Source organism: Nocardia otitidiscaviarum (assembly GCF_007362295.1).
Classification (GTDB): Bacteria; Actinomycetota; Actinomycetes; order Mycobacteriales; family Mycobacteriaceae; genus Nocardia; species Nocardia otitidiscaviarum.
The window spans coordinates 3164707-3182649 of record NZ_CP041695.1; the positions used below are offsets into that span (position 1 = coordinate 3164707).

Genomic DNA, 17943 nt, shown 5'->3' on the forward strand with positions numbered 1-17943 from the left:
TACGTGCGAACGGTCCAGTTACCGGATCGTCCCGGTAACGTTGCGGCCTACCGGATCAGCCGGTGAAGGACTCGGGGCCGAAGCGCCCCCACGCGACGAAGGCCGCCATGGCCAGGTAGACGAAGTTCACCACGACGAACTTGTACTGCCCGTAGCGTCCATGGGTGATCATCGCGCCGATCATCAGCAGGATCCAGCACACGGCGGTCACCGGCACCAGTACCGGTGCGATATCGAGCGCGGCGGGCAGGACGAATCCGGCCGCCGCCAACAACTCCAGCCCCCCGAGTGTCCTGACGAATCCGGTGCTCGCGTGCATCGTCCAGCCCCCGCCGGACTTCTCCCCCAGCTCGTCCAGCTTGGCCTTGTTCATGAACGCCTTGGTGAGGCCGCCGACCAGCGCGAGGACGGCGAGCAGCCCGGCGACGATCCAGAGGGCGAGGTTCATGAGCTTTCTCCTTCGGTGAATGCCTACCGGCGTGTCGGTGGTGCAGCCGGTTGAGCATCAGACTCCGCTCACTCCATTTCCGTGACACCCTCCGGACGTGACCTGTGTCATGGGTCGGTGTCGCACCCGGTAGAAAACAGACGGACTGGTATGCGAACATATGTTCGTGTCGCAATTCGGAGCCGCAGGTCCACGCCCCGCGCGGGCGTCGATTCTGCACGCGGATCTCGACTCGTTCTATGCCTCGGTCGAGCAGCGGGACAACCCCTTGCTACGCGGGAAACCCGTGATCGTCGGTGCGGGCGTGGTGCTGGCGGCGAGCTATGAGGCGAAGGCGTTCGGGGTGCGGACGCCCATGAACGGGCGGCAGGCTCGGCGGCTGTGCCCGCACGCGCTGGTGGTGCCGCCACGGATGAGCGCATACGCCCGGGCCAGCAAGGATGTGTTCGAGATCTTCCGGGACACCACTCCTGAGGTGGAGGGGATCTCGATCGACGAGGCGTTCCTGGATGTGGGCGGGCTCCGGCGGATCGCCGGTGATCCGGTGGAGATCGCGCGGCGACTGCGGGCCCGGGTGCGCGATGAGGTGGGGCTGCCGATTTCGGTGGGGGTGGCGCGAACCAAATTCCTCGCCAAGGTGGCCAGCGCCGTGTCCAAACCCGATGGGCTGCTGGAGGTTCCGCCGGACAGGGAACTGGAGTTCCTGCATCCGCTGCCTGTCGAGCGACTGTGGGGCGTGGGTGAGGTGACGGCCCGGGAGCTGCGCGAGCGCGGAATCACCCGGGTCGGGCAGTTGGCGGAGATGGGTGAGAGCGCCCTCGCGGCGGCGCTCGGCCCCGCGGCCGGACGGCACCTGTACGCGCTGTCCTGGGCGCGCGATCCGCGCCGCGTCGAAACCGGTAGACGGCGGCGATCCATCGGCGCGCAGCGCGCCCTCGGGCGGCGCTCGCGCGGTGACGAGGAGTTGGAGGCGTATCTGCACGGGTTGGCCGACCGGCTCGGCCGCCGCCTGCGTGCCGCCCACCGGGTGTGCCGAACCGTGGTGCTGCGCTTGCGGTTCGACGACTTCAGCCGGGCCACGCGCTCGCACACCCTGGCGGAGGCGACCGACAGCGGCGCGGTGGTGCTGCGGGCCGCCCGGAGCCTGCTCGCGGCCGCGCTGCCGATGATTCACGAGCGTGGCGTCACCCTCATCGGACTGTCACTGACGAATCTCGACTCCGCTGAGAGTATGCAGCTGTCCCTGCCGTTCGAACCGCGTGCGGAGTCCACTCTCGACTCGACGTTGGACGCGCTGCACGACCGCTTCGGTGCGGGCGCGGTGACGCGGGCGGCCCTGTTGCGGCGTGGTGAGGGGTTGTCCGTCCCGCTGCTGCCCGACTGAAAAGACCGCGTGTAACTAGCGCGCGGCACGCCGGTGCAGAACAAGAAGACCGAACAGTATTTGTGTCAGGATGCCGGCATGCAAGGTCGTCAGCGGGTGTACGCCCGCGTGTGGACCACATTCGCCGCCGTGGCCGCCGTGCTGGTTCCGGCGGTGCCCGCATCCGCCGATCCCGTCCGCGAATTCGTCGATCCGCCGCGCCAGCTCGCGTCGGTGCTGCCGACTCCCCTCGATGATCCGTTCTATACGCCGCCGCCCGGGTGGGAAGATCGCGCACCGGGCACACTGCTGGCGGCACGGTCGGCGCCGCACTGGTTCCCGAGCCCGGTACGCGCGGTCGAAATGCTGCTCAGCTCCACGGACGCGCGCGGCAGGCCCGCACCCGTGGTCGCGACGCTGTACACGCCGACCGCGATGTGGGAACGACCTGGCCCTCGCCCCCTCATCTCCTACAACATCCCGACCAGCTCGCTCGGAAACACCTGCGCCCCTTCGCATCAGCTCAAGCAGGGCATACAGGCGGATCTGTGGTCGCTCCACCTGCTGCTCACCGCGAACTACGCCGTGCTCGTGCCGGATCACCAGGGTCCGCGACAGGCATACGCCGCCGGACATATGGGCGGACACGCCGTACTCGACGCGGTGCGCACCGCCCTCCGGCTCGGACTGCCCGACCTCACCCCGGAGAGCCCGGTCGTACTGTCCGGCTACTCCGGCGGCGCCATCGCCACCGGATGGGCGGCGGAGCTGGCCCCCGCCTACGCCCCCGAGCTCACGCTCGCCGGTGCCCTCATCGGCGGTCTCCCCGCCGACTACGGACAACTCGTGCGCACCATGAGCGGCAATGCCGCCACGGGCGTCTTCCTCGCCGCGACACTGGGTCTGGCACGCGAATACCCTCAACTGCTGACACTGCTCAACGACAACGGCTGGCGGCTGGCACACGCCCTGCGGGACGCGTGCGTCGCCGTCGAGGCGGCGCTCGGGTTCATCGCCCCCATCACCCTGGACGCGCTGACCGACCATCCCGACCCGCTCGCCCTGCCCATGGTGCGAAAGATCGTGGCGGACAACACCTTGGGCACACTCGCCCCGCAAATTCCGGTCCTCCTCTACCACGGCGTCGACGAGTTCTGGATTCCGCTCGCTGGTGCGCGGAAGGTGTACGAGGACTGGTGCCGGGCCGGTGCACGGGTACGGCTGGAACTCATGCCCGGCGAGCACTTCACGGTCGGCGCGTTCGCGGTTCCCGCGCTCGCGCGGTGGGCCGACGACCTGATCGCCGGGAGGCTCGTACCCGACGGATGCTCACGTTCAGTCGGCTAGCCCGACGAGGCGGGCGCTGTCGTCCCACAGCGCCGCCGCCAGATCGTCGCGTCGAGCCAGTTCGGAAGGGTCGGGCCAGGTGATCTCGCCGTGTCGCAGCGCGGCGTAGGTACGTCCCGGCGGCGGCGTCACCGTGCCGAGCGCCAAATCCGCCAGGGCGTTCGCGGCAGCCTCACGGGTGTTCACATTGCGGTTGAACCGGCGCAGCGGCGCACCGACCGGCGTCCCGAGGACCGACCAGGCGATCCGCAACGGCAGCGCCAGATCGCGAGCCAATCCGGTGCCGAAGACCTGGCCGGGGTCGTAGGCGAGGGCGGTGATGTGTCGCGAACGGATATCCGGATTGGCATTCAGGGCGCGGACGGTGAGTACGGTGCACAGTTTGGATGCCGTGTACGCGTGCTGACCTGCGGTGCGAGCATTCGGGTGAACGCCGGGATCCCGGTCCGGGTGCGCGAGCAGTTCGGCGTCGGCGTGCCGGGGCAGCGCCAGGCCCGCGCCGGTCGCGGGATCGTGTGTTCCGCTCGTGGTCAGCACGATTCGCCCCTTCTCCGCCAGCGACGGCAGCAGCAGCCGCAGCAGCAGATAGTGGGCGAGGTGATTGACGGCGAAACCGGTTTCGTAGCCGTCCACCGTGCGCCCCGCGGTGTCGGGCAGGATCGTGCCCGCGTTGAGGCCCAGCACGGCGATGGAATTCTCCCCCAGCAGTTCCTGCACCGCTACGGCGAAAGCCCGCACCGACTCCAGGCTGGCGAGATCGAGGGCGATGGCATCGGCGGACGGGGAGCGTTCTCCCGTGATCAGCCGTGTCTCCGACGAATGTGCGAGGCGTTGCGCCGCGATCGCGCCGAAACCTGAACTGCCGCCTGTCATCACGATCGTCGTCATGATGGCACCCTTCGATCGGGTCCTGTGGAACACATGGCTGCCGTAGACATCGGCGATTCTACGAGGTTCCGCCGCCCGGGCGGTCGGGTTGGGCGAGATGGCTGTCGATGATCATAGGTGGCTACCGTGGGCGTGGTGTCCACCATGTCCCGAACGAGTACGGCCCTGTTGGTCGGCGGGATCGCCGCGTACGTGGCGGCGTTGGCCGTCCTGATCGGCACCGGCCATACCGGGGTGCGCTACTCCGCAGACGACGCCGAAACCGTATCGCTGTGGCTGCTGTGGTTGCCCGCGCTCGCCGGACTGGCTGTGGCGTGGGCGATTCCGCCGTGCTCGCCCGCGCCGGACCCCTTCGCGGGGGTGGATCCACGGCGGGTGACACGGCAGGCGGGAGTGCTCGCGGGGCTGGGGGTGGCGTTCACGGTCGGACTGCATCTCGCGCCGCGCACCGATTTGTGGTTCGTCGGGCTCAAACTCGTGCTGCTGGTGGCGATTCCGTGGGCGTCGCGGATGGTGAGCTGGCGGGAATGGGCCGCGCTGGGCACGCGCGGCCGGTGGTTGCGCCCGCTGACCGCGGTGGTGGCCTTCGAGTTGGTTCGGTCTCTGACCGGGCCGGATTCGGATGGTGTGGTGCCGGATGCGGTGACCATCGCGCTCGTGTTCCTGTTCAATGCCGTGATCGAAGAGGTGTTCTACCGGTTCTGGCTACAGACACGTCTCGAATCGCGATACGGACGGTGGCCCGCGATTCTGGTCGTCAGCGTGCTGTGGGCGTCCTGGCATTCCGCGCTGTTGAGTATCGCCGGGGTGGGCGTGGATCTGGCGGCGGCCGTGGCGAAACTCGGGGTGGACGGGCTGTTCCTGGGCTACCTGTGGTCGCGGCACCGCAATCCGTGGGTGCTGCTGCTGATGCACGGGCTGATCAACGCGCCGATCGTCATGCTGCTGGCCGTGCGTTGATCAGCCGACCGTGTCGGAGATGCGGGCGACGAGTCGCCACGGGCGCTCGGTGTCGGCGACGGCTTTGCCGCTGGTGAGAATCGCGCCCGCGAGCCCGCGCGCCGGGTCCGCCCAACCATACTGGGTGGTCAGTCCGCTGCGGCCGAAATGGGATTCGGTGTGGCGGCCGAACTTCGAGCGTCGCCCACCGAGCTCGTAACCGGCCACCGAGACACGGCCGGCGATACTGGGAATCCACCTGGCCGGACGGACGGCGGCCCGCACGGTTTCCGGGCGCATGATGCGCACGCCATCCAATTCGCCACCGCACGCGAGGATCTCGTAGAACCGGGACAGCTCGTACGCCGTGGTCACCAGATTGCCGGAGGGCAGTTCCGCGGTGAGGAAGGCTCGCTCCGCCGCCGCGTCGGTCCGCCCGGACAGGCCACCGCCGAGTGCCCGCCCGGCCAGATAGCGCCACACCCGCGACGGGCCCGGCCCGACTCGCACACTCGGCACCACCCGATCGACGTCTTCGGGACGTACCCCGAAATTGGTCCATCGGAAGCCGAGCGGGTCGAGCACCTGCTCGCGCAGGTGGTCTCGCATCCGCTTGCCCGTGGCCCGCTGCACCAGCAGGCGTTGAATCAACCCGCTGGTCAGAGCGTGGTACACGCGCAGGCGGCCGGGCCGCCAGCTCGGTTCGAGATCGCGCAGCGCCCGTACCGCCAAGTCCTCGTCGAGAACCAGTTCCGAGCCGCTGTACGGCGGGGTGATGAACGGGACGCCAGCGGCATGCGAGAGTACGTCGCCGATGGTGATGCGTTCCTTGCCGTGCGCGGCGAACTCCGGAATGTAGCGGCTCACCGGATCTTCCGGTGCGAACGCGCCCTGCTCGATGAGCATGAACATGACCGCCGCCGATACCCCCTTGGCGGTCGAGAAGCCGCAGAACGGCATGTCGGTGGTCACCACCACCTTCTCCGCCGCGTCCTCGTCCCCCGGCGCGTTCCCCCACCCATGCCCGATCGCCCGATTCAGTACGACCTTCCCGTGCCTGCGCACGCACACTTGAATGGCGGGCGTGGTCCCCATCCGATACCACTCCCGCACGGTCTCCCACACGCCGTCCACACCGGCTCTGGTCAGCCCCGCCGCACCCGGCTCGTCCTCCCACCCCACCGTCGTCACGGCATCCAGATCCGTCCCCACCAGCACCAACGAACTCGCGACCGCACCCATCCGACCAGGATAGAGAAGATCAGCCGAACAGTTCCTCGGCCGTCGTCACCGTCACAGCCCGCCGCAACCATTCCTCGAGCCGCGCGGTATCCGCACACGCCAGCACCCGATCCCGCACCTCGACGCTGACCGGAATTCCCCGCGCTTCCAGCACGGTCAATACGGCCATCGCCTCCCCTTCGGCCCTTCCCTCAGTTCTTCCCTCGATCTTTCCCTCGGCGATGTACTTCCGAGCGAAATCACTCTGATACTCGTAGGCCGTGCTCATCAGTACCTCCAAGTGGGTCCGCGCCGCGGCCGACAGAGCGGCGTGTACGACGTCATAGTACATTTTGGCGCGCTCGTCATCGGCTCGCCGCAATCCCTCGAGCAGCGCGAACAGCACCCGATCGGCCTGTGGACCCTCAGCGTGCGCAATGGCCGAGAGCACGGCGCGCTCGGGCACCTCGATCGCGGAATCGGCCTCCGTGACGGGTGGGATGCCGTCCGGTCCGAGCACCAGCGGCCGTAGTACCCAGCCCGGGTGGCCCATGGGGATCCCGAGACGGCTCCATTCGGCTATCTCCGGAATCGGCGAGACAACCAGGAGGAAGACCGGACAGCGGAGTCGGGAGCGCAGGGTGGCCGCGTAGACGGGCCAGGCCCACCGGCGACTCTCGTCCCGGCAGAGCTGGACCTCCACCACGATGCCCGCTACGGCCTCGCCCGCGCCGTTGACCAGGGAGAAGGCGGTGTCGCCACGGAATTCCTTCGGACCGATATCGGTGAAGTCGCACGGTTCGGAGCGGATGTCGCGAAATGGCGGTAGACGAATGCCGAAAACCTCGGCGAGGTAACCGGCCGCCAGCTCGGGGCGGTTGCGGAACAGTTCCACCAAGCCTTCGTGCAGGTAGGAGGGCACACGAAGGAACATAGTGGGAATTTGCCAGGCGCTCAGGTGAATTGGCGTGTCGGTGAGTGGACTCGCCGGGCGGGTTTACGGGCGAGGGGCGAGGTTATGGCGGTCGATGCCCGGAGTGTCCGGGTCGAGGGGTAAGGAGCGTGATCGAAGGGAGCGACCGATGGCGGTTGTGCTCGGTATCGGGGTCGGGGTGGTGTCGGCTGTCGCGGTTCCCGCCGTGGCGTTCGGGGGGTACCAGAATCCGCACTATCCGCAGCCTGGGTCGGGGTTGCCGGGTGGGTGCGTGATGCTGTGCGAATCGCAGCCGCCCGCCGCTACCTGGGAGGTGCCCGTACCGTGCGGGTGCGATGTCCCGCTGTACACCACCCCCGGCTGGACCATGCCGCTGAACGGCGGTCCGGTGCAGTCTCCGTTCGGCGTGCTGGGCGATTCCTAGTTGCCCGGCGTGTGCCGGGTGTGCGGCGGCCGGGGGCGGGTATCCGGTTGCCGATGGATCACTCACAGACACCGATCGTGACGGCGTTGCGGGAATACCAGCGCCTGGGACGTTATGGATTCACCCCGCCCGGCCACCGGCAGGGACTGGGCGCCGATCCGCGCGTACTCGACGTGTTGGGCGGCGCGCTACGGGCGGATGTACTCGCCACGCCGGGGCTGGACGACCGGCTCTCGCGCGGCGGGTTTCTCGCCGATGCCGAGGCGCTGATGGCTGATGCGGTCGGCGCGGATATGGCCTTCTTCTCCACCTGCGGCAGCTCACTGTCGGTCAAGGCGGCGATGATGGCGGTCGCGGGCGGCCGGGGCGGTCTGATCGTCGGGCGCGACAGCCATAAGTCGATCGTGGCGGGGCTGGTGTTCTCCGGCGTACAGCCGTACTGGATCACGCCGCGATGGGATGCGGAGCGGCACTTCTCGCATCCGCCGTCACCGGAACAGGTGCGGCGGGCCTGGGATGAGCATCCGGAGGCGGCGGGGGCGATCATCGTGAGTCCGAGCCCCTACGGCACCTGCGCGGATATCGCCGGAATCGCCGAGATCTGCCATGAGCGTGGGAAGCCGCTCATCGTGGACGAGGCGTGGGGCGCACATCTACCCTTTCATCCCGAACTGCCGACCTGGGCGATGGACGCGGGCGCGGATATCTGCGTGGTGAGTGTCCACAAGATGGGTGCCGGGTTCGAGCAGGGCTCGGTCTTCCACGTGCAGGGCGACCTGGTGGATCGGGGCAGGTTGAAACTGTGCGCCGATCTGCTCATGACAACCAGCCCGAACGTTCTTCTCTATGCCGCCATGGACGGCTGGCGACGGCAGATGGCCGAGCATGGACAGGAGTTGCTCGACGCCGCCCTGCGCACCGCCCGGCATGCCCGCGACCAACTCTCGACCATTCCCGGCATCGCGGTCATGGAGCGGGAACTGCTGGGCGTGGAAGCCTCGCATGACCTGGATCGGCTCCAGGTGCTGATGGATGTGTCGGCCACCGGCGCCACGGGGTACGAAATCGCGGACTGGTTGCGCGAGAACCGCCGCATCGATCTGGGCATGTCGGATCACCGCCGCATTCTGGCGACCCTGTCCATGGCCGACGACAAGACGACCGTGGACACCCTGGTGGACGCGCTCATCGCGTGGCGTCTCCAGCGGAATGAGCCGACGCCACACGATATTCGGCTGCCCGCGCCGCGCGAACTGGAGTTGCGGTCGGTCATGTTGCCCCGCGACGCGTTCTTCGGTCCCTGTGAATCCGTGGCTCTCGATGCCGCGCCCGGCCGCATCGCCGCCGAGCAGGTCACCCCGTATCCACCCGGCATCCCCGTGATCGTGCCCGGCGAGCTGATCGACACCGCCGTCGTCGAGTACCTCCGATCCGGTGTGGCGGCGGGGATGAACGTCCCGGACCCGGCTGATCCGCAGCTGCGCACCCTACGCGTGGTGCGTCGGTAATCGCCGGACCCGGTCGCCGAGATACGTTCGCATCTCGGGACACATGCGCCAGCGCGAAGCGCCGCTGCGAGGCGTGCACCGCCTAGGCTTGTCAGCTGTGAGCGATTCCGGGGCGAGCGACGCGGGCACGGTGGCACTCTCCGATACTTCGGACAGCGCGCCGAATGCGGTTGTCGCGGTACCGGATGCGGTGCGTGGCGAGTTGCGGCGGGGTGTCGGGAGCGTGCTGGTCGATGCGGCGGCATTGCGGTTGGTGCGGGAACGGTTCGACGGTGAGCAGGCGGGGGCGCTGCGGCGGTACCTGGAGGCGTCGCAGTCGGGAAATACGGTGCGGGCGTATCGGTCCGACTGGATCGGGTGGGCGGCCTGGTGTGCGGCCGAGGGGCGGCAGGCGCTGCCCGCGGACGCGCTGGATGTGGCCGTCTATCTGGCCGCGGCGGCGGATGCTCGGCGTGACACCGGCGAATGGGCGTTCAGTCCGGCGACTCTGGAGCGCAAGGCGGCGGCCGTCGCGGCGGTGCACGCGGCCAACGGGCTGCCCTCGCCCACCCGGTCGGACGTGGTTCGGTTGACGCTGCGCGGTATTCGCCGCACCCGCCGCACACCCCCGACCCGCAAACGCCCGGTACTGCTGCACACCCTCGACCAGCTGCTGGCCCAGCTGCCCGACGCCGGGTGGCCGACCGAACCGGCGCGGCGACGCGACTGCCTGGCCCTGCTCATCGGTTTCGCGGGCGCGCTGCGCCGCAGCGAACTCGCCGGACTCCGGATCGCGGACGTGCGGGTGCAGCAGGATCACACCACCGGCGAACCGGTCCTGCTCGTTCACCTGCCCACCACCAAGACCGACCCGACCGGTGTCGCCGAGCAGCGGGTGGCGCTCCCGCGCGGACAGCGCCCGCACACCTGCCCGGTGTGCGCCTTCGCCGACTGGGTCCGTCTCCTCGAAATTCACACGGCCGGAGGCACTCTCGCGGTCCGCTCGGCCCTCGCCGAGCGCCTCCCCGACAGCGCCATCCACCGCTGTCACGGCTTCACCGGCACCACCCTCGCCGACTCCCCCGACCTCCCGCTCTTCCCGACCATCAACCGCCACGGCGGAATCGGCGATCAGCCCATGTCCGGCCGAGCCGTCGCCGAACTGGTGAAGCGCTACGCCGCCCGCGCAGGCCTGGACCCCGACCTGTTCTCGGGTCACTCCCTGCGCGCCGGTTTCGCCACCCAGGCGGCCCTCGGCGGGGCCAGCGACCGCGAGATCATGCGCCAGGGCCGCTGGTCCAACCCGCGCACCGTGCACGGCTACATCCGCACCGCGAATCCCTTGGAGGACAACGCCGTCACCAAGCTCGGCCTGTAGCGGTCAGTCGGTGATCCGCTCGTGCACGGTGAGCAGGATGTGGTCGAAGCGGGTGCGGGCGCGGACGTCCATGGGTGGGGTGGCGGTTGTCGCGGCGACCAGGGCCGCGGACAGGTCGCGGAGTTTGGTGTTGGTGACCTGGGAGCGCCAGCGCAGGACCTGGAACGCCTGGTCGGGTGACAGGGCGTAGATCGCCATGAGGATGCCCTTGGCCTGTTCGATCGCGGCGCGCTGTTCCACGATCTCGGGCAGGACCTCGCCGAGTAGGTCGACCGGTTCGGGGAGGCTGTCGGTGAGGTCGACACAGTAGCCGCCGGTGCCGATGACGATGCCGTCGTCGTCGGTGATCGGTTCGGACACCACGACCACCTGGTGCTCGTCACCGTCGGTGTCGATGATGCGGTGGCGGCTGGAGAACGGCGCGTGGTCGCGCACCGAGGTGACCAGTTCGGCTTCGACGCGGTCGCGGTCGTCGGGATGTTTGTGCGACAGCAGCAGTTCCGTGCTCGGCTCGACATCACCGGGCTCGTACCCGTGCAGGCGCGCCATCTCGTCCGACCATTCCCAGCGCTGGTCGGCGAACTCCATCCGGAACCACCCCACCCGCACCGCGTCGCCGGCCCCCACGACCTTCTCGACCGCCCGCAGGCTGTCACCACCGATGTCTTCGGATACGTCCGTCACCTCGCCAGTATTCAGGCAGCGGTCTCGGTGCGGTAGGCCAGCCAGCATGTAAATGCAACCTTGACACGTGCGACGTTGTCAAGGCAGCATTTACACATGGATGAATCCTCGCAGCGAGACCCCGCCGATGAGCGGGCCGTGTTCGCGAAACTGCTGTCCGCCAATGCCGAACTCGTCGCCGAGGTGCTGCACCCCGCCGACGGCAAGCCCGCCGCGTCGGTGATCGCCGCTCTACAGGCCGCCCGCAGTCTCGACAGCGTGGTGGACAGCGTGCTGCGCATGCTCGTGCAGCAGGCGCGTGTGGAGGGGCACACCTGGGCGGAGATAGGTGAGCTGTTCGGCACCTCGCGACAGGCGGCGTTCCAGCGGTTCGGCGGTCCGGACGCGGCCTTCCCGCCCGTCCCACCGCCCCCGCCGATGCCGCCGATCCCGGCGATGCCGCCCGTGCCGAATATGCCGATGCCACCGAAAATGCCACCCGTGCCGCACTTTTCGAGCGTGCCCGCCCCGCACCCGGAGCATCACGATCACACTCGCCGGACGCCGCCCGCATAACGCGTCGAAGGCCGCGATGCCGCTCGTGTGACAATGCGGGGGTGGATCTGCGTCAGGCGTGCCGGGCCGCGGGTATCGGCGTGGTGGCCGTCAGCGACCACCACGGACCACCGCGACCGCATCGGGCCGTCCCAGCCCTGTCGGCGCGGCTGGTGATGAGCCTGGGCGCTCCGATCGAGGTGCGCTACGGCGGGCGCGTCGAGACCGCTCAGGCCGTCGCGGCCGGATTCCTGCGCCCCGGTGTCGCGACTCCGGCCCTGACGCTGCGGTCGGCGCAGCCGACCGTGTACGCCGAACTGTCACCCGCCGCGTTCCAGCGGCTCACCGGAGTGCCGCTCAGCGAGGTGAACGCCGGTGGGGTGGATGCCGATGCCGTGCTCCCGTGGGCGCGCTCGCTCGGCAGGGAACTGGCCGCGCAGCCGCCCGAGCGCCGCGCCGCCGTCACCCGCCTCCGGCTGCTCGAGCAACTGTCCCGGGCCGATTCCGTCCGGGGAGCCGAGGACGCGCTCCACACCCTGGCGCGGATCGGAACCAGCGGAGGCAGCGCCTCGGTGGCGGACCTGGCGCGCACCGCACACCTGAGCCCCCGGCGGCTGCGTGAGGTCATGCGGCAGTCGCTGGGCATCACGCCCAAATTCGCCTCCCGGATCGCACGGTTGTCCACCGCCGTACACCGCGCCGCCGCGGGCGCGGATTCCTGGGCGCAGGTCGCGGCCGAATCCGGATACCACGATCAAAGTCACCTGGTGCACGACTTTCGCGACCTCATGAACATCACGCCGTCCGGGTGGCTGCTGGAAGAGGGCCGAAATCTACAAGGCTGGCGGCGCGCCTCCTCGTGATCATGGCTGCATGAACTCCGAACTGCACCCCAAACTGCTGGTCTCCGACGCCGACTCCGCGATCGACTTCTACACCCGAGCCCTCGGCGCCGAACTGGGCCTGCGCGTGGCCGATGACGACGGTGTGGTCAACCACGCCGAACTGAGGTTGGGCGATGTCGTCTTCGCGCTGGCCCAGAGCGTGCCGGAGTGGGGATGGCGCGATCCCGAATCGGTGGGCGGCTCCCCCGTCCTGCTCACGCTCACCGTGCCGGACCCCGACGCCACCGCGAAGAACATGGTGCGGCACGGGGCCCGGCTCGAGATCCCGGTCGACGACCGCCCCTACGGCAAACGCCAAGGCCGGGTGCGCGATCCGTTCGGCCATCTCTGGGTGGTCAGCGCCGACATTCGATAGGTGCTGCCCGGCGAATCACACCCGCGACGGCTGCGCTTCCACGGCGGGGCGCGGCGTCCGCAGGATCGCCAGGGTGAGCAGGCAGCCGAGCAGTGCCAGGGCCGCCGAGGCGGCGAAGCCCGCGCGGAGGCCCTGGACGTGGTCGTGGGTGGCGTCGGTGACGGATTGGGCGAGCAGGAGTACGGCGGTGACGCCGAGTCCGGAGCCGACGCGCTGGGCGGTGTTCACGGTGCCGGCCGCGATGCCGCGGTCGGTTTCGGCCACCGCTTCGACGGCGGGTGCGGTGACGCCGACGAAGGCGGCGGGTAGGCCGATGCCGAAGATGACGGCGGCGGGCAGCACGTCCACCAGGTAGTCGCCGTGTTCGGGCAGGCGGGCCAGCCAGCCGAGTGCGAGCGCCTGCAGGGCCAGGCCGCCCGCGAGCACCCCGGTCGCGCCGAGACGTTCGAGGGCGTAGGGAATCACGGTGCGGGAGACCACGATATTGACCACGGCCACCGGCAGCACCGCGAGCCCGGACAGGGTCGGGCTGTAGCCCTGGGTGTTCTGGAGATACAGCGCCAGCAGCGCGAAAGCGGGCACGTGCGCCGCGCCGACAAGGGTGTTGACCGCGGCCGAACCGCTCACCCGGCGGATGCGGAACAGTCGCAGCGGTAGCAGCGGGTGCGGGCTGCGGGCCTCGATCAGCAGGAAGGCCGCCATGCCGAGCAGTCCGGCGATGGTCAGCGGGGCGGCGAGCGATCGGGCGTCCGGATCGCCCCACGCGCCGATGCCGTAGCCGAGGATCAGCAGTGCCACCGTTCCGGTGACCGCGCCGGGTATGTCGAGGCGTCCGCCCGTCCGCGCCGAATCCCTGGGCAGCAGTACGAGCCCCGCCAGTGCCGCCACGCCCACGGGCAGATTGATGAGGAAGATCGACGGCCAGCCGAACGCATCGGTGAGCGGACCGCCCACGGCCGTGCCGATGGCCGCGCCCGCCGCACCCATGGCGCTCCATACGCCGAAGGCCCGCCGCCGCGCGGCCGGATCGGTGAAGGTGGCGGTCAGCAGCGCCAGCTGCGCCGGAATCACCACCGCCGCGCCGATCCCCTGCAGTGCCCGGGCGGCGATCAATACCGTTGGGCTTGCGGCGAATCCGGCCAGTGCCGACGCAGCGGTGAAGACCGCCAGGCCCACGCCGAACATGCGCCGCGGGCCGTACAGGTCCGCGGCCCGCCCACCGAGCAGCATGAACCCGCCGAAGGCCAGCAGATAGGCGTTGGTGACCCAGCCGAGCCCGGCCTCACCCAGCCCGAATCGCTGCCCGATCGCGGGCAGGGCCACGTTGAGCACCGTCGTATCCAAGAAGATCACCAGTTCCACAACGGTGATCAGCAGTAGTTGCAGACGCCCCGTACCGCGCATTGTCGACTTCCTTTCACTAGAGCGTCGATCTAGTGAAAGAATTGACTAGAGTTTCGCTCTAGTCAAGTAGGATTGAGCCATGACTGCGAAGACCACCGGCGTTCGCGCGGCCCGCGCCTCGGCCAATCGCACCCGTATGCTCAACGCCGCGCGGGAGCTGTTCACCACCCGCGGCTACACCGCGACCACCATGAAAGCCATTGCGGAACAGGCCGGAATGGCCGTGCAGACGCTGTACTTCACCTTCGCCACCAAACGCGCCATCCTCACCGAGCTCCTGGATGTGGAGATCGCGGGTGATGCCGAACCCGTGGCCACCCTCGATCGGCCGTGGTTCGCCGAGGCGGTGGCGGCCGCACCCGAGGAACAGCTGCGCCTCCAGGTGGTCGCCGCCGGACAGATCCTGGGGCGCGTCACTCCACTGCTCGAGGTAGTCCGATCGGCGGCCGCCGACGATGTGGAGATCGCGGAGCTGTGGCAGGCCAATCTGGCCCAGCGCCATACGGTCCAGGCGCGCTTGGCCGAGGCGCTCGCCGCGAAGACGCCACTGCGCGGGGGTCTCGATGCCGCCAGGGCCGCCGATATCGCCATGGTCGTACTCGCTCCCGAGACCTACCACCTATTGGTCGGTGAACGCGGGTGGTCCGAATCCGCCTGGCAGGACTGGGCCGTCGACGCGCTGAGAACTCAATTGCTCCCACACGAATCCACGATCCGTGCATAATGCTGGTCGACCGACCAGCATTGCCCCATCGGATTCCACCACCCGGATGAGGAGTTCCATGCGCCCCCGCACCCGTCGCCAGGTCCTCGCCGCCCTCACCGGAGCCGCGCTACTCGCCGTGACGGCTCCGGCGGCGGCGACGCCCACGCCCGCGCCGTTGCCGCCCATGGGGCCTGGATTCCATTGGGGCGTAGCCGCTTCCGGTTTTCAGTCGGAGGGTCACGCACCCGACAGCAACTGGACCCGCTATATCGCCGGGAATCCGGAGTACGACCCATATCTGAACAGCGTCGACTTCTACTCGCGCTACACCTCCGATATCGCGCTCGCGCGGCGGCTCGGCGTGAACACCTACCGCATCGGAATCGAATGGGCGCGGCTACAACCGGAGCCCGGCGTCTGGGACGAGAACGCCTTCCGCTTCTACGACGCGGTCATCGACGCCATCATGGCCGCGGGCATGCGGCCCATGCTGACACTGGACCACTGGGTGTACCCCGGCTGGCAGGTCGACCGCGGCGGCTGGCGCAATCCCGCCATGCTCGACGACTGGCTGACGAATATGCGAAAAGTGGTGGACCGCTACGCCGCTCGCGATCCGCTGTGGGTCACCATCAACGAACCGGCCATCTACATGATGAACGAGGTCCGCAACGGCGGCCTGTCGGCGGCCGAGCTGCCGCTCATGCAGAGCCGCCTCATCGCCGCCCACAACGGCATCTACGACTACATCCACCAGGTGCGCCCGGATGCGATGGTGACCAGCAATGTCGCCTACATTCCGGCCGTCGACCAGGCGGTCAACGGCGCGATGCTGGCCGGGATCGCGGACCGGCTCGACTACGTGGGCATCGACTACTACTACGGCGTCTCCCCGGAGGTGCTGCCCGCGATCTCCCCGGACGCACTGTCCGAACTGTGGAGGATGCCGTTGCAAGCCGACGGGATCTATTACACGCTGCGGCATTTCGACCGCATGTTCCCCGGCAAGCCGCTCTACATCGTGGAGAACGGCATGCCGACCGAGAACGGCCTGCCCCGCGCCGACGGGTACACCCGGGGCGACAATCTGCGCGACACCATCTACTGGATCCAGCGCGCCAAGGCCGACGGTATGAACGTGATCGGGTACAACTACTGGAGCCTCACCGACAACTACGAATGGGGTTCCTACACGCCGCGTTTCGGCCTGTACACCGTCGACGTTCGCTCCGATCCGAGCCTGACGCGCCGCCCCACCGACGCGGTGGACGCCTACCGCGCCATCGTCGGCGACGGCGGCGTCCCGGGCGGCTACCTGCCCACCCGCGCACCGGCCACCTGCTCACTGGTCGACGTACCGTCCAGCTGTACCGATCCGGTGACGCTCCCCCGCTGAGAGCGGCGCCATCGGCGCGCCTGACCCGGATAACAGCTATCTGACAGCTACGCTTTTCGCATGCGCTCCAGGCTGCGTCGCTGCGTGATCACCGGACTGACAACCGCGGCGGCATGCCTACTGGTGGCCCCGCATGCGGCGGCCGTACCGCCGTCCGTGCGCGGTGGGCTCGGCGACGATTTCCTCTGGGGCGTGGCCGCGTCGGGATTTCAGTCCGAGGGCGCGACGCCCGATAACAACTGGACCCGCTACATCGAGGCAAAGGGCTACGAGCCGTACGAACAGTCGGTGGACTTCTATCACCGCTACGCCTCCGACATCGCACTCGCCGCCCATCTCGGCGCGCGGGTCTTCCGGATCGGCATCGAATGGGCGCGGGTGCAGCCGCAACCGGGCCAGTGGGACGAGGAGGCGTTCCGCTTCTACGACGCGGTGGTCGCCGAGATTCTCGACCACGGCATGCGGCCCATGCTCACCCTGGATCACTGGGTGTATCCGGGCTGGGTGGCCGATCGCGGCGGCTGGAACGATCCCGCCATCGTCGAGGACTGGCTGCGCAACGCGCGGCGGGTGGTGGACCGGTACGCGGACTGGAATCCGGTCTGGGTCACGGTGAACGAGCCCGTCGCCTACATCATGCACGAGGTGCGCCACAACGGCACCGACGCCGGGCGGATGCTGGACCTGGTCGCGCGGGCGCACAACGATATCTACGACTACATCCACCGGGTGCAGCCGGACGCGCGGGTCACCAGCAACGTCGGCTATGTCGCCGGAGCCGAGGCCGAGGTGAACGGCCCGCTGCTGGACCGCATCGGCGCGAAACTCGACATCATCGGCGTCGACTACTATTTCGGCCTCCAGGCTCCCGAGGCGTCCACCGACGGTTCGGTGCCGCCCCCGGCGGGCATGTGGGAGCTGCCGGTGCGCCCGGAGGGCATCTACTACGCGTTGCGCCATTACGCGGAGCGCTTTCCGGACAAGCCGCTCTACATCGTCGAGAACGGAATGCCCACCGAGGACGGCGCACCCCGCGCTGACGGCTACACCCGATCCGACCACCTGCGCGACACCGTGTACTGGATCCAGCGCGCCCGGGCCGACGGTATGAACGTGATCGGATACAACTACTGGAGTATCACCGACAACTACGAATGGGGTTCCTACGCACCCCGTTTCGGGCTCTACACCGTCGACGTCCGCACCGACCCGAACCTCACCCGCACCCCCACCGACGCCGTCGACACCTACCGCGACATCATCGCCGCCGACGGCGTGCCCGCCGAATACCGCCCGGTGCGGCCGCTGTCGGACTGCGCACTGGTCGATCCGCCCGCCAGCTGCGAGCACCCGGTCACGGTGCCGGAGGTGGAGTTCGCGGGGCAGACCGCCTCCTAGCCCGGGGAGTACCCGGGTTCCCGGTCGGATGAGGTTCCGGAGTAGCTGAAGTTCCGGAGCGCCACCGCGCCGGAACAGCTGAGTGCCAGTCGAATCCGCGCCGCATTGCTAGGGTTGGCGAACGTCCAGTAC

Annotated in this window: 18 protein-coding genes; 12 read left to right on the forward strand and 6 right to left on the reverse strand. The window is 68.9% G+C overall.

Annotated elements, in window-relative coordinates; translation table 11 throughout:
• Positions 1-55: 55 nt before the first annotated feature.
• Entirely contained in the window at positions 56-448 is a 393-nt protein-coding gene (locus tag FOH10_RS13945) for a DoxX family protein (RefSeq protein ID WP_143981019.1), read from the reverse strand.
• A 160-nt stretch (positions 449-608) separates the two neighbouring features.
• Here FOH10_RS13945 and dinB point away from each other — a divergent pair, with 160 nt between their 5' ends.
• Positions 609-1832, forward strand: coding sequence for a DNA polymerase IV (gene dinB, locus FOH10_RS13950; protein ID WP_143981020.1), 1224 nt, complete (start codon positions 609-611; stop codon positions 1830-1832).
• Between the two features lie 78 nt (positions 1833-1910).
• On the forward strand, positions 1911-3158 hold the full coding sequence (locus FOH10_RS13955) for a lipase family protein (RefSeq protein WP_143981021.1): 1248 nt from the start codon (positions 1911-1913) through the stop codon (positions 3156-3158).
• Here FOH10_RS13955 and FOH10_RS13960 read toward each other — a convergent pair.
• Complete coding sequence (locus tag FOH10_RS13960; protein ID WP_143981022.1) at positions 3147-4046, reverse strand: SDR family NAD(P)-dependent oxidoreductase; 900 nt, start codon at positions 4044-4046, stop codon at positions 3147-3149. The genes FOH10_RS13955 and FOH10_RS13960 overlap by 12 nt on opposite strands.
• Positions 4047-4163: 117 nt before the next feature.
• Between FOH10_RS13960 and FOH10_RS13965 the strand changes: the two genes are divergently transcribed.
• Positions 4164-5006 carry a CPBP family intramembrane glutamic endopeptidase gene (locus tag FOH10_RS13965; protein ID WP_143981023.1) on the forward strand — a complete coding sequence of 281 codons (843 nt, stop codon included), beginning with the start codon at positions 4164-4166 and terminating at the stop codon, positions 5004-5006.
• Here the strand turns inward: FOH10_RS13965 and FOH10_RS13970 are convergent, their stop codons facing one another.
• Both FOH10_RS13970 and FOH10_RS13975 read right to left on the reverse strand, forming a co-directional pair.
• Positions 5007-6227 carry a serine hydrolase gene (locus tag FOH10_RS13970; RefSeq protein ID WP_143981024.1) on the reverse strand — a complete coding sequence of 407 codons (1221 nt, stop codon included), beginning with the start codon at positions 6225-6227 and terminating at the stop codon, positions 5007-5009. It abuts the gene before it with no gap.
• A gap of 19 nt (positions 6228-6246) precedes the next feature.
• Entirely contained in the window at positions 6247-7140 is an 894-nt protein-coding gene (locus FOH10_RS13975) for a hypothetical protein (protein ID WP_143981025.1), read from the reverse strand.
• A gap of 148 nt (positions 7141-7288) precedes the next feature.
• On the opposite strand from FOH10_RS13975, the gene FOH10_RS13980 reads away from it, so the two are divergent.
• The 3 genes from FOH10_RS13980 (at position 7289) to FOH10_RS13990 (ending at position 10429) form a co-directional block, all read left to right on the forward strand.
• Positions 7289-7564 (forward strand): hypothetical protein, encoded by a 276-nt coding sequence (locus FOH10_RS13980; RefSeq protein ID WP_143981026.1) that lies wholly within the window; start codon positions 7289-7291, stop codon positions 7562-7564.
• Positions 7565-7617: 53 nt separating this feature from the next.
• Complete coding sequence (locus tag FOH10_RS13985) at positions 7618-9072, forward strand: aminotransferase class I/II-fold pyridoxal phosphate-dependent enzyme (RefSeq protein ID WP_143981027.1); 1455 nt, start codon at positions 7618-7620, stop codon at positions 9070-9072.
• Between the two features lie 97 nt (positions 9073-9169).
• Positions 9170-10429, forward strand: coding sequence for a site-specific integrase (locus FOH10_RS13990; RefSeq protein WP_244961976.1), 1260 nt, complete (start codon positions 9170-9172; stop codon positions 10427-10429).
• A gap of 3 nt (positions 10430-10432) precedes the next feature.
• On the opposite strand, the gene FOH10_RS13995 is transcribed toward FOH10_RS13990, so the two are convergent.
• Complete coding sequence (locus FOH10_RS13995) at positions 10433-11113, reverse strand: PAS and ANTAR domain-containing protein (protein ID WP_244961977.1); 681 nt, start codon at positions 11111-11113, stop codon at positions 10433-10435.
• Between the two features lie 96 nt (positions 11114-11209).
• Between FOH10_RS13995 and FOH10_RS14000 the strand changes: the two genes are divergently transcribed.
• Genes FOH10_RS14000 through FOH10_RS14010 form a run of 3 tightly spaced genes read left to right on the forward strand, consistent with a single transcriptional unit; the run spans position 11210 to position 12907 of the window.
• A complete protein-coding gene (locus FOH10_RS14000; RefSeq protein ID WP_143981030.1) occupies positions 11210-11668 on the forward strand; it encodes a hypothetical protein in 459 nt (152 codons plus the stop codon).
• Between the two features lie 41 nt (positions 11669-11709).
• On the forward strand, positions 11710-12510 hold the full coding sequence (locus tag FOH10_RS14005) for a helix-turn-helix domain-containing protein (protein WP_143981031.1): 801 nt from the start codon (positions 11710-11712) through the stop codon (positions 12508-12510).
• Positions 12511-12520: 10 nt separating this feature from the next.
• Positions 12521-12907 (forward strand): VOC family protein, encoded by a 387-nt coding sequence (locus FOH10_RS14010; protein WP_143981032.1) that lies wholly within the window; start codon positions 12521-12523, stop codon positions 12905-12907.
• A gap of 15 nt (positions 12908-12922) precedes the next feature.
• On the opposite strand, the gene FOH10_RS14015 is transcribed toward FOH10_RS14010, so the two are convergent.
• Complete coding sequence (locus tag FOH10_RS14015; protein ID WP_143981033.1) at positions 12923-14311, reverse strand: MFS transporter; 1389 nt, start codon at positions 14309-14311, stop codon at positions 12923-12925.
• Positions 14312-14390: 79 nt separating this feature from the next.
• On the opposite strand from FOH10_RS14015, the gene FOH10_RS14020 reads away from it, so the two are divergent.
• Genes FOH10_RS14020 through FOH10_RS14030 form a run of 3 tightly spaced genes read left to right on the forward strand, consistent with a single transcriptional unit; the run spans position 14391 to position 17811 of the window.
• Positions 14391-15035: a TetR/AcrR family transcriptional regulator gene (locus FOH10_RS14020; protein ID WP_143981034.1), complete on the forward strand. Its 645-nt coding sequence runs from the start codon at positions 14391-14393 to the stop codon at positions 15033-15035.
• Between the two features lie 58 nt (positions 15036-15093).
• Positions 15094-16413 carry a family 1 glycosylhydrolase gene (locus FOH10_RS14025; protein WP_143981035.1) on the forward strand — a complete coding sequence of 440 codons (1320 nt, stop codon included), beginning with the start codon at positions 15094-15096 and terminating at the stop codon, positions 16411-16413.
• A gap of 60 nt (positions 16414-16473) precedes the next feature.
• The gene (locus FOH10_RS14030; protein ID WP_143981036.1) at positions 16474-17811 is read left to right on the forward strand and encodes a family 1 glycosylhydrolase; all 1338 of its coding nucleotides are present in this window, start codon (positions 16474-16476) and stop codon (positions 17809-17811) included.
• The last annotated feature ends 132 nt before the right edge of the window (positions 17812-17943 follow it).

What these genes read in the sequence shown, in the direction of transcription:
- FOH10_RS13945 (WP_143981019.1), bottom strand. Translation starts at nt 448, where the DNA reads ATGAACCTCGCCCTCTGGATCGTCGCCGGGCTGCTCGCCGTCCTCGCG.
- dinB (WP_143981020.1), top strand. Translation starts at nt 609, where the DNA reads ATGTTCGTGTCGCAATTCGGAGCCGCAGGTCCACGCCCCGCGCGGGCG.
- FOH10_RS13955 (WP_143981021.1), top strand. Translation starts at nt 1,911, where the DNA reads ATGCAAGGTCGTCAGCGGGTGTACGCCCGCGTGTGGACCACATTCGCC.
- FOH10_RS13960 (WP_143981022.1), bottom strand. Translation starts at nt 4,046, where the DNA reads ATGACGACGATCGTGATGACAGGCGGCAGTTCAGGTTTCGGCGCGATC.
- FOH10_RS13970 (WP_143981024.1), bottom strand. Translation starts at nt 6,227, where the DNA reads ATGGGTGCGGTCGCGAGTTCGTTGGTGCTGGTGGGGACGGATCTGGAT.
- FOH10_RS13975 (WP_143981025.1), bottom strand. Translation starts at nt 7,140, where the DNA reads ATGTTCCTTCGTGTGCCCTCCTACCTGCACGAAGGCTTGGTGGAACTG.
- FOH10_RS13980 (WP_143981026.1), top strand. Translation starts at nt 7,289, where the DNA reads ATGGCGGTTGTGCTCGGTATCGGGGTCGGGGTGGTGTCGGCTGTCGCG.
- FOH10_RS13985 (WP_143981027.1), top strand. Translation starts at nt 7,618, where the DNA reads ATGGATCACTCACAGACACCGATCGTGACGGCGTTGCGGGAATACCAG.
- FOH10_RS14000 (WP_143981030.1), top strand. Translation starts at nt 11,210, where the DNA reads ATGGATGAATCCTCGCAGCGAGACCCCGCCGATGAGCGGGCCGTGTTC.
- FOH10_RS14010 (WP_143981032.1), top strand. Translation starts at nt 12,521, where the DNA reads ATGAACTCCGAACTGCACCCCAAACTGCTGGTCTCCGACGCCGACTCC.
- FOH10_RS14015 (WP_143981033.1), bottom strand. Translation starts at nt 14,311, where the DNA reads ATGCGCGGTACGGGGCGTCTGCAACTACTGCTGATCACCGTTGTGGAA.
- FOH10_RS14020 (WP_143981034.1), top strand. Translation starts at nt 14,391, where the DNA reads ATGACTGCGAAGACCACCGGCGTTCGCGCGGCCCGCGCCTCGGCCAAT.
- FOH10_RS14025 (WP_143981035.1), top strand. Translation starts at nt 15,094, where the DNA reads ATGCGCCCCCGCACCCGTCGCCAGGTCCTCGCCGCCCTCACCGGAGCC.
- FOH10_RS14030 (WP_143981036.1), top strand. Translation starts at nt 16,474, where the DNA reads ATGCGCTCCAGGCTGCGTCGCTGCGTGATCACCGGACTGACAACCGCG.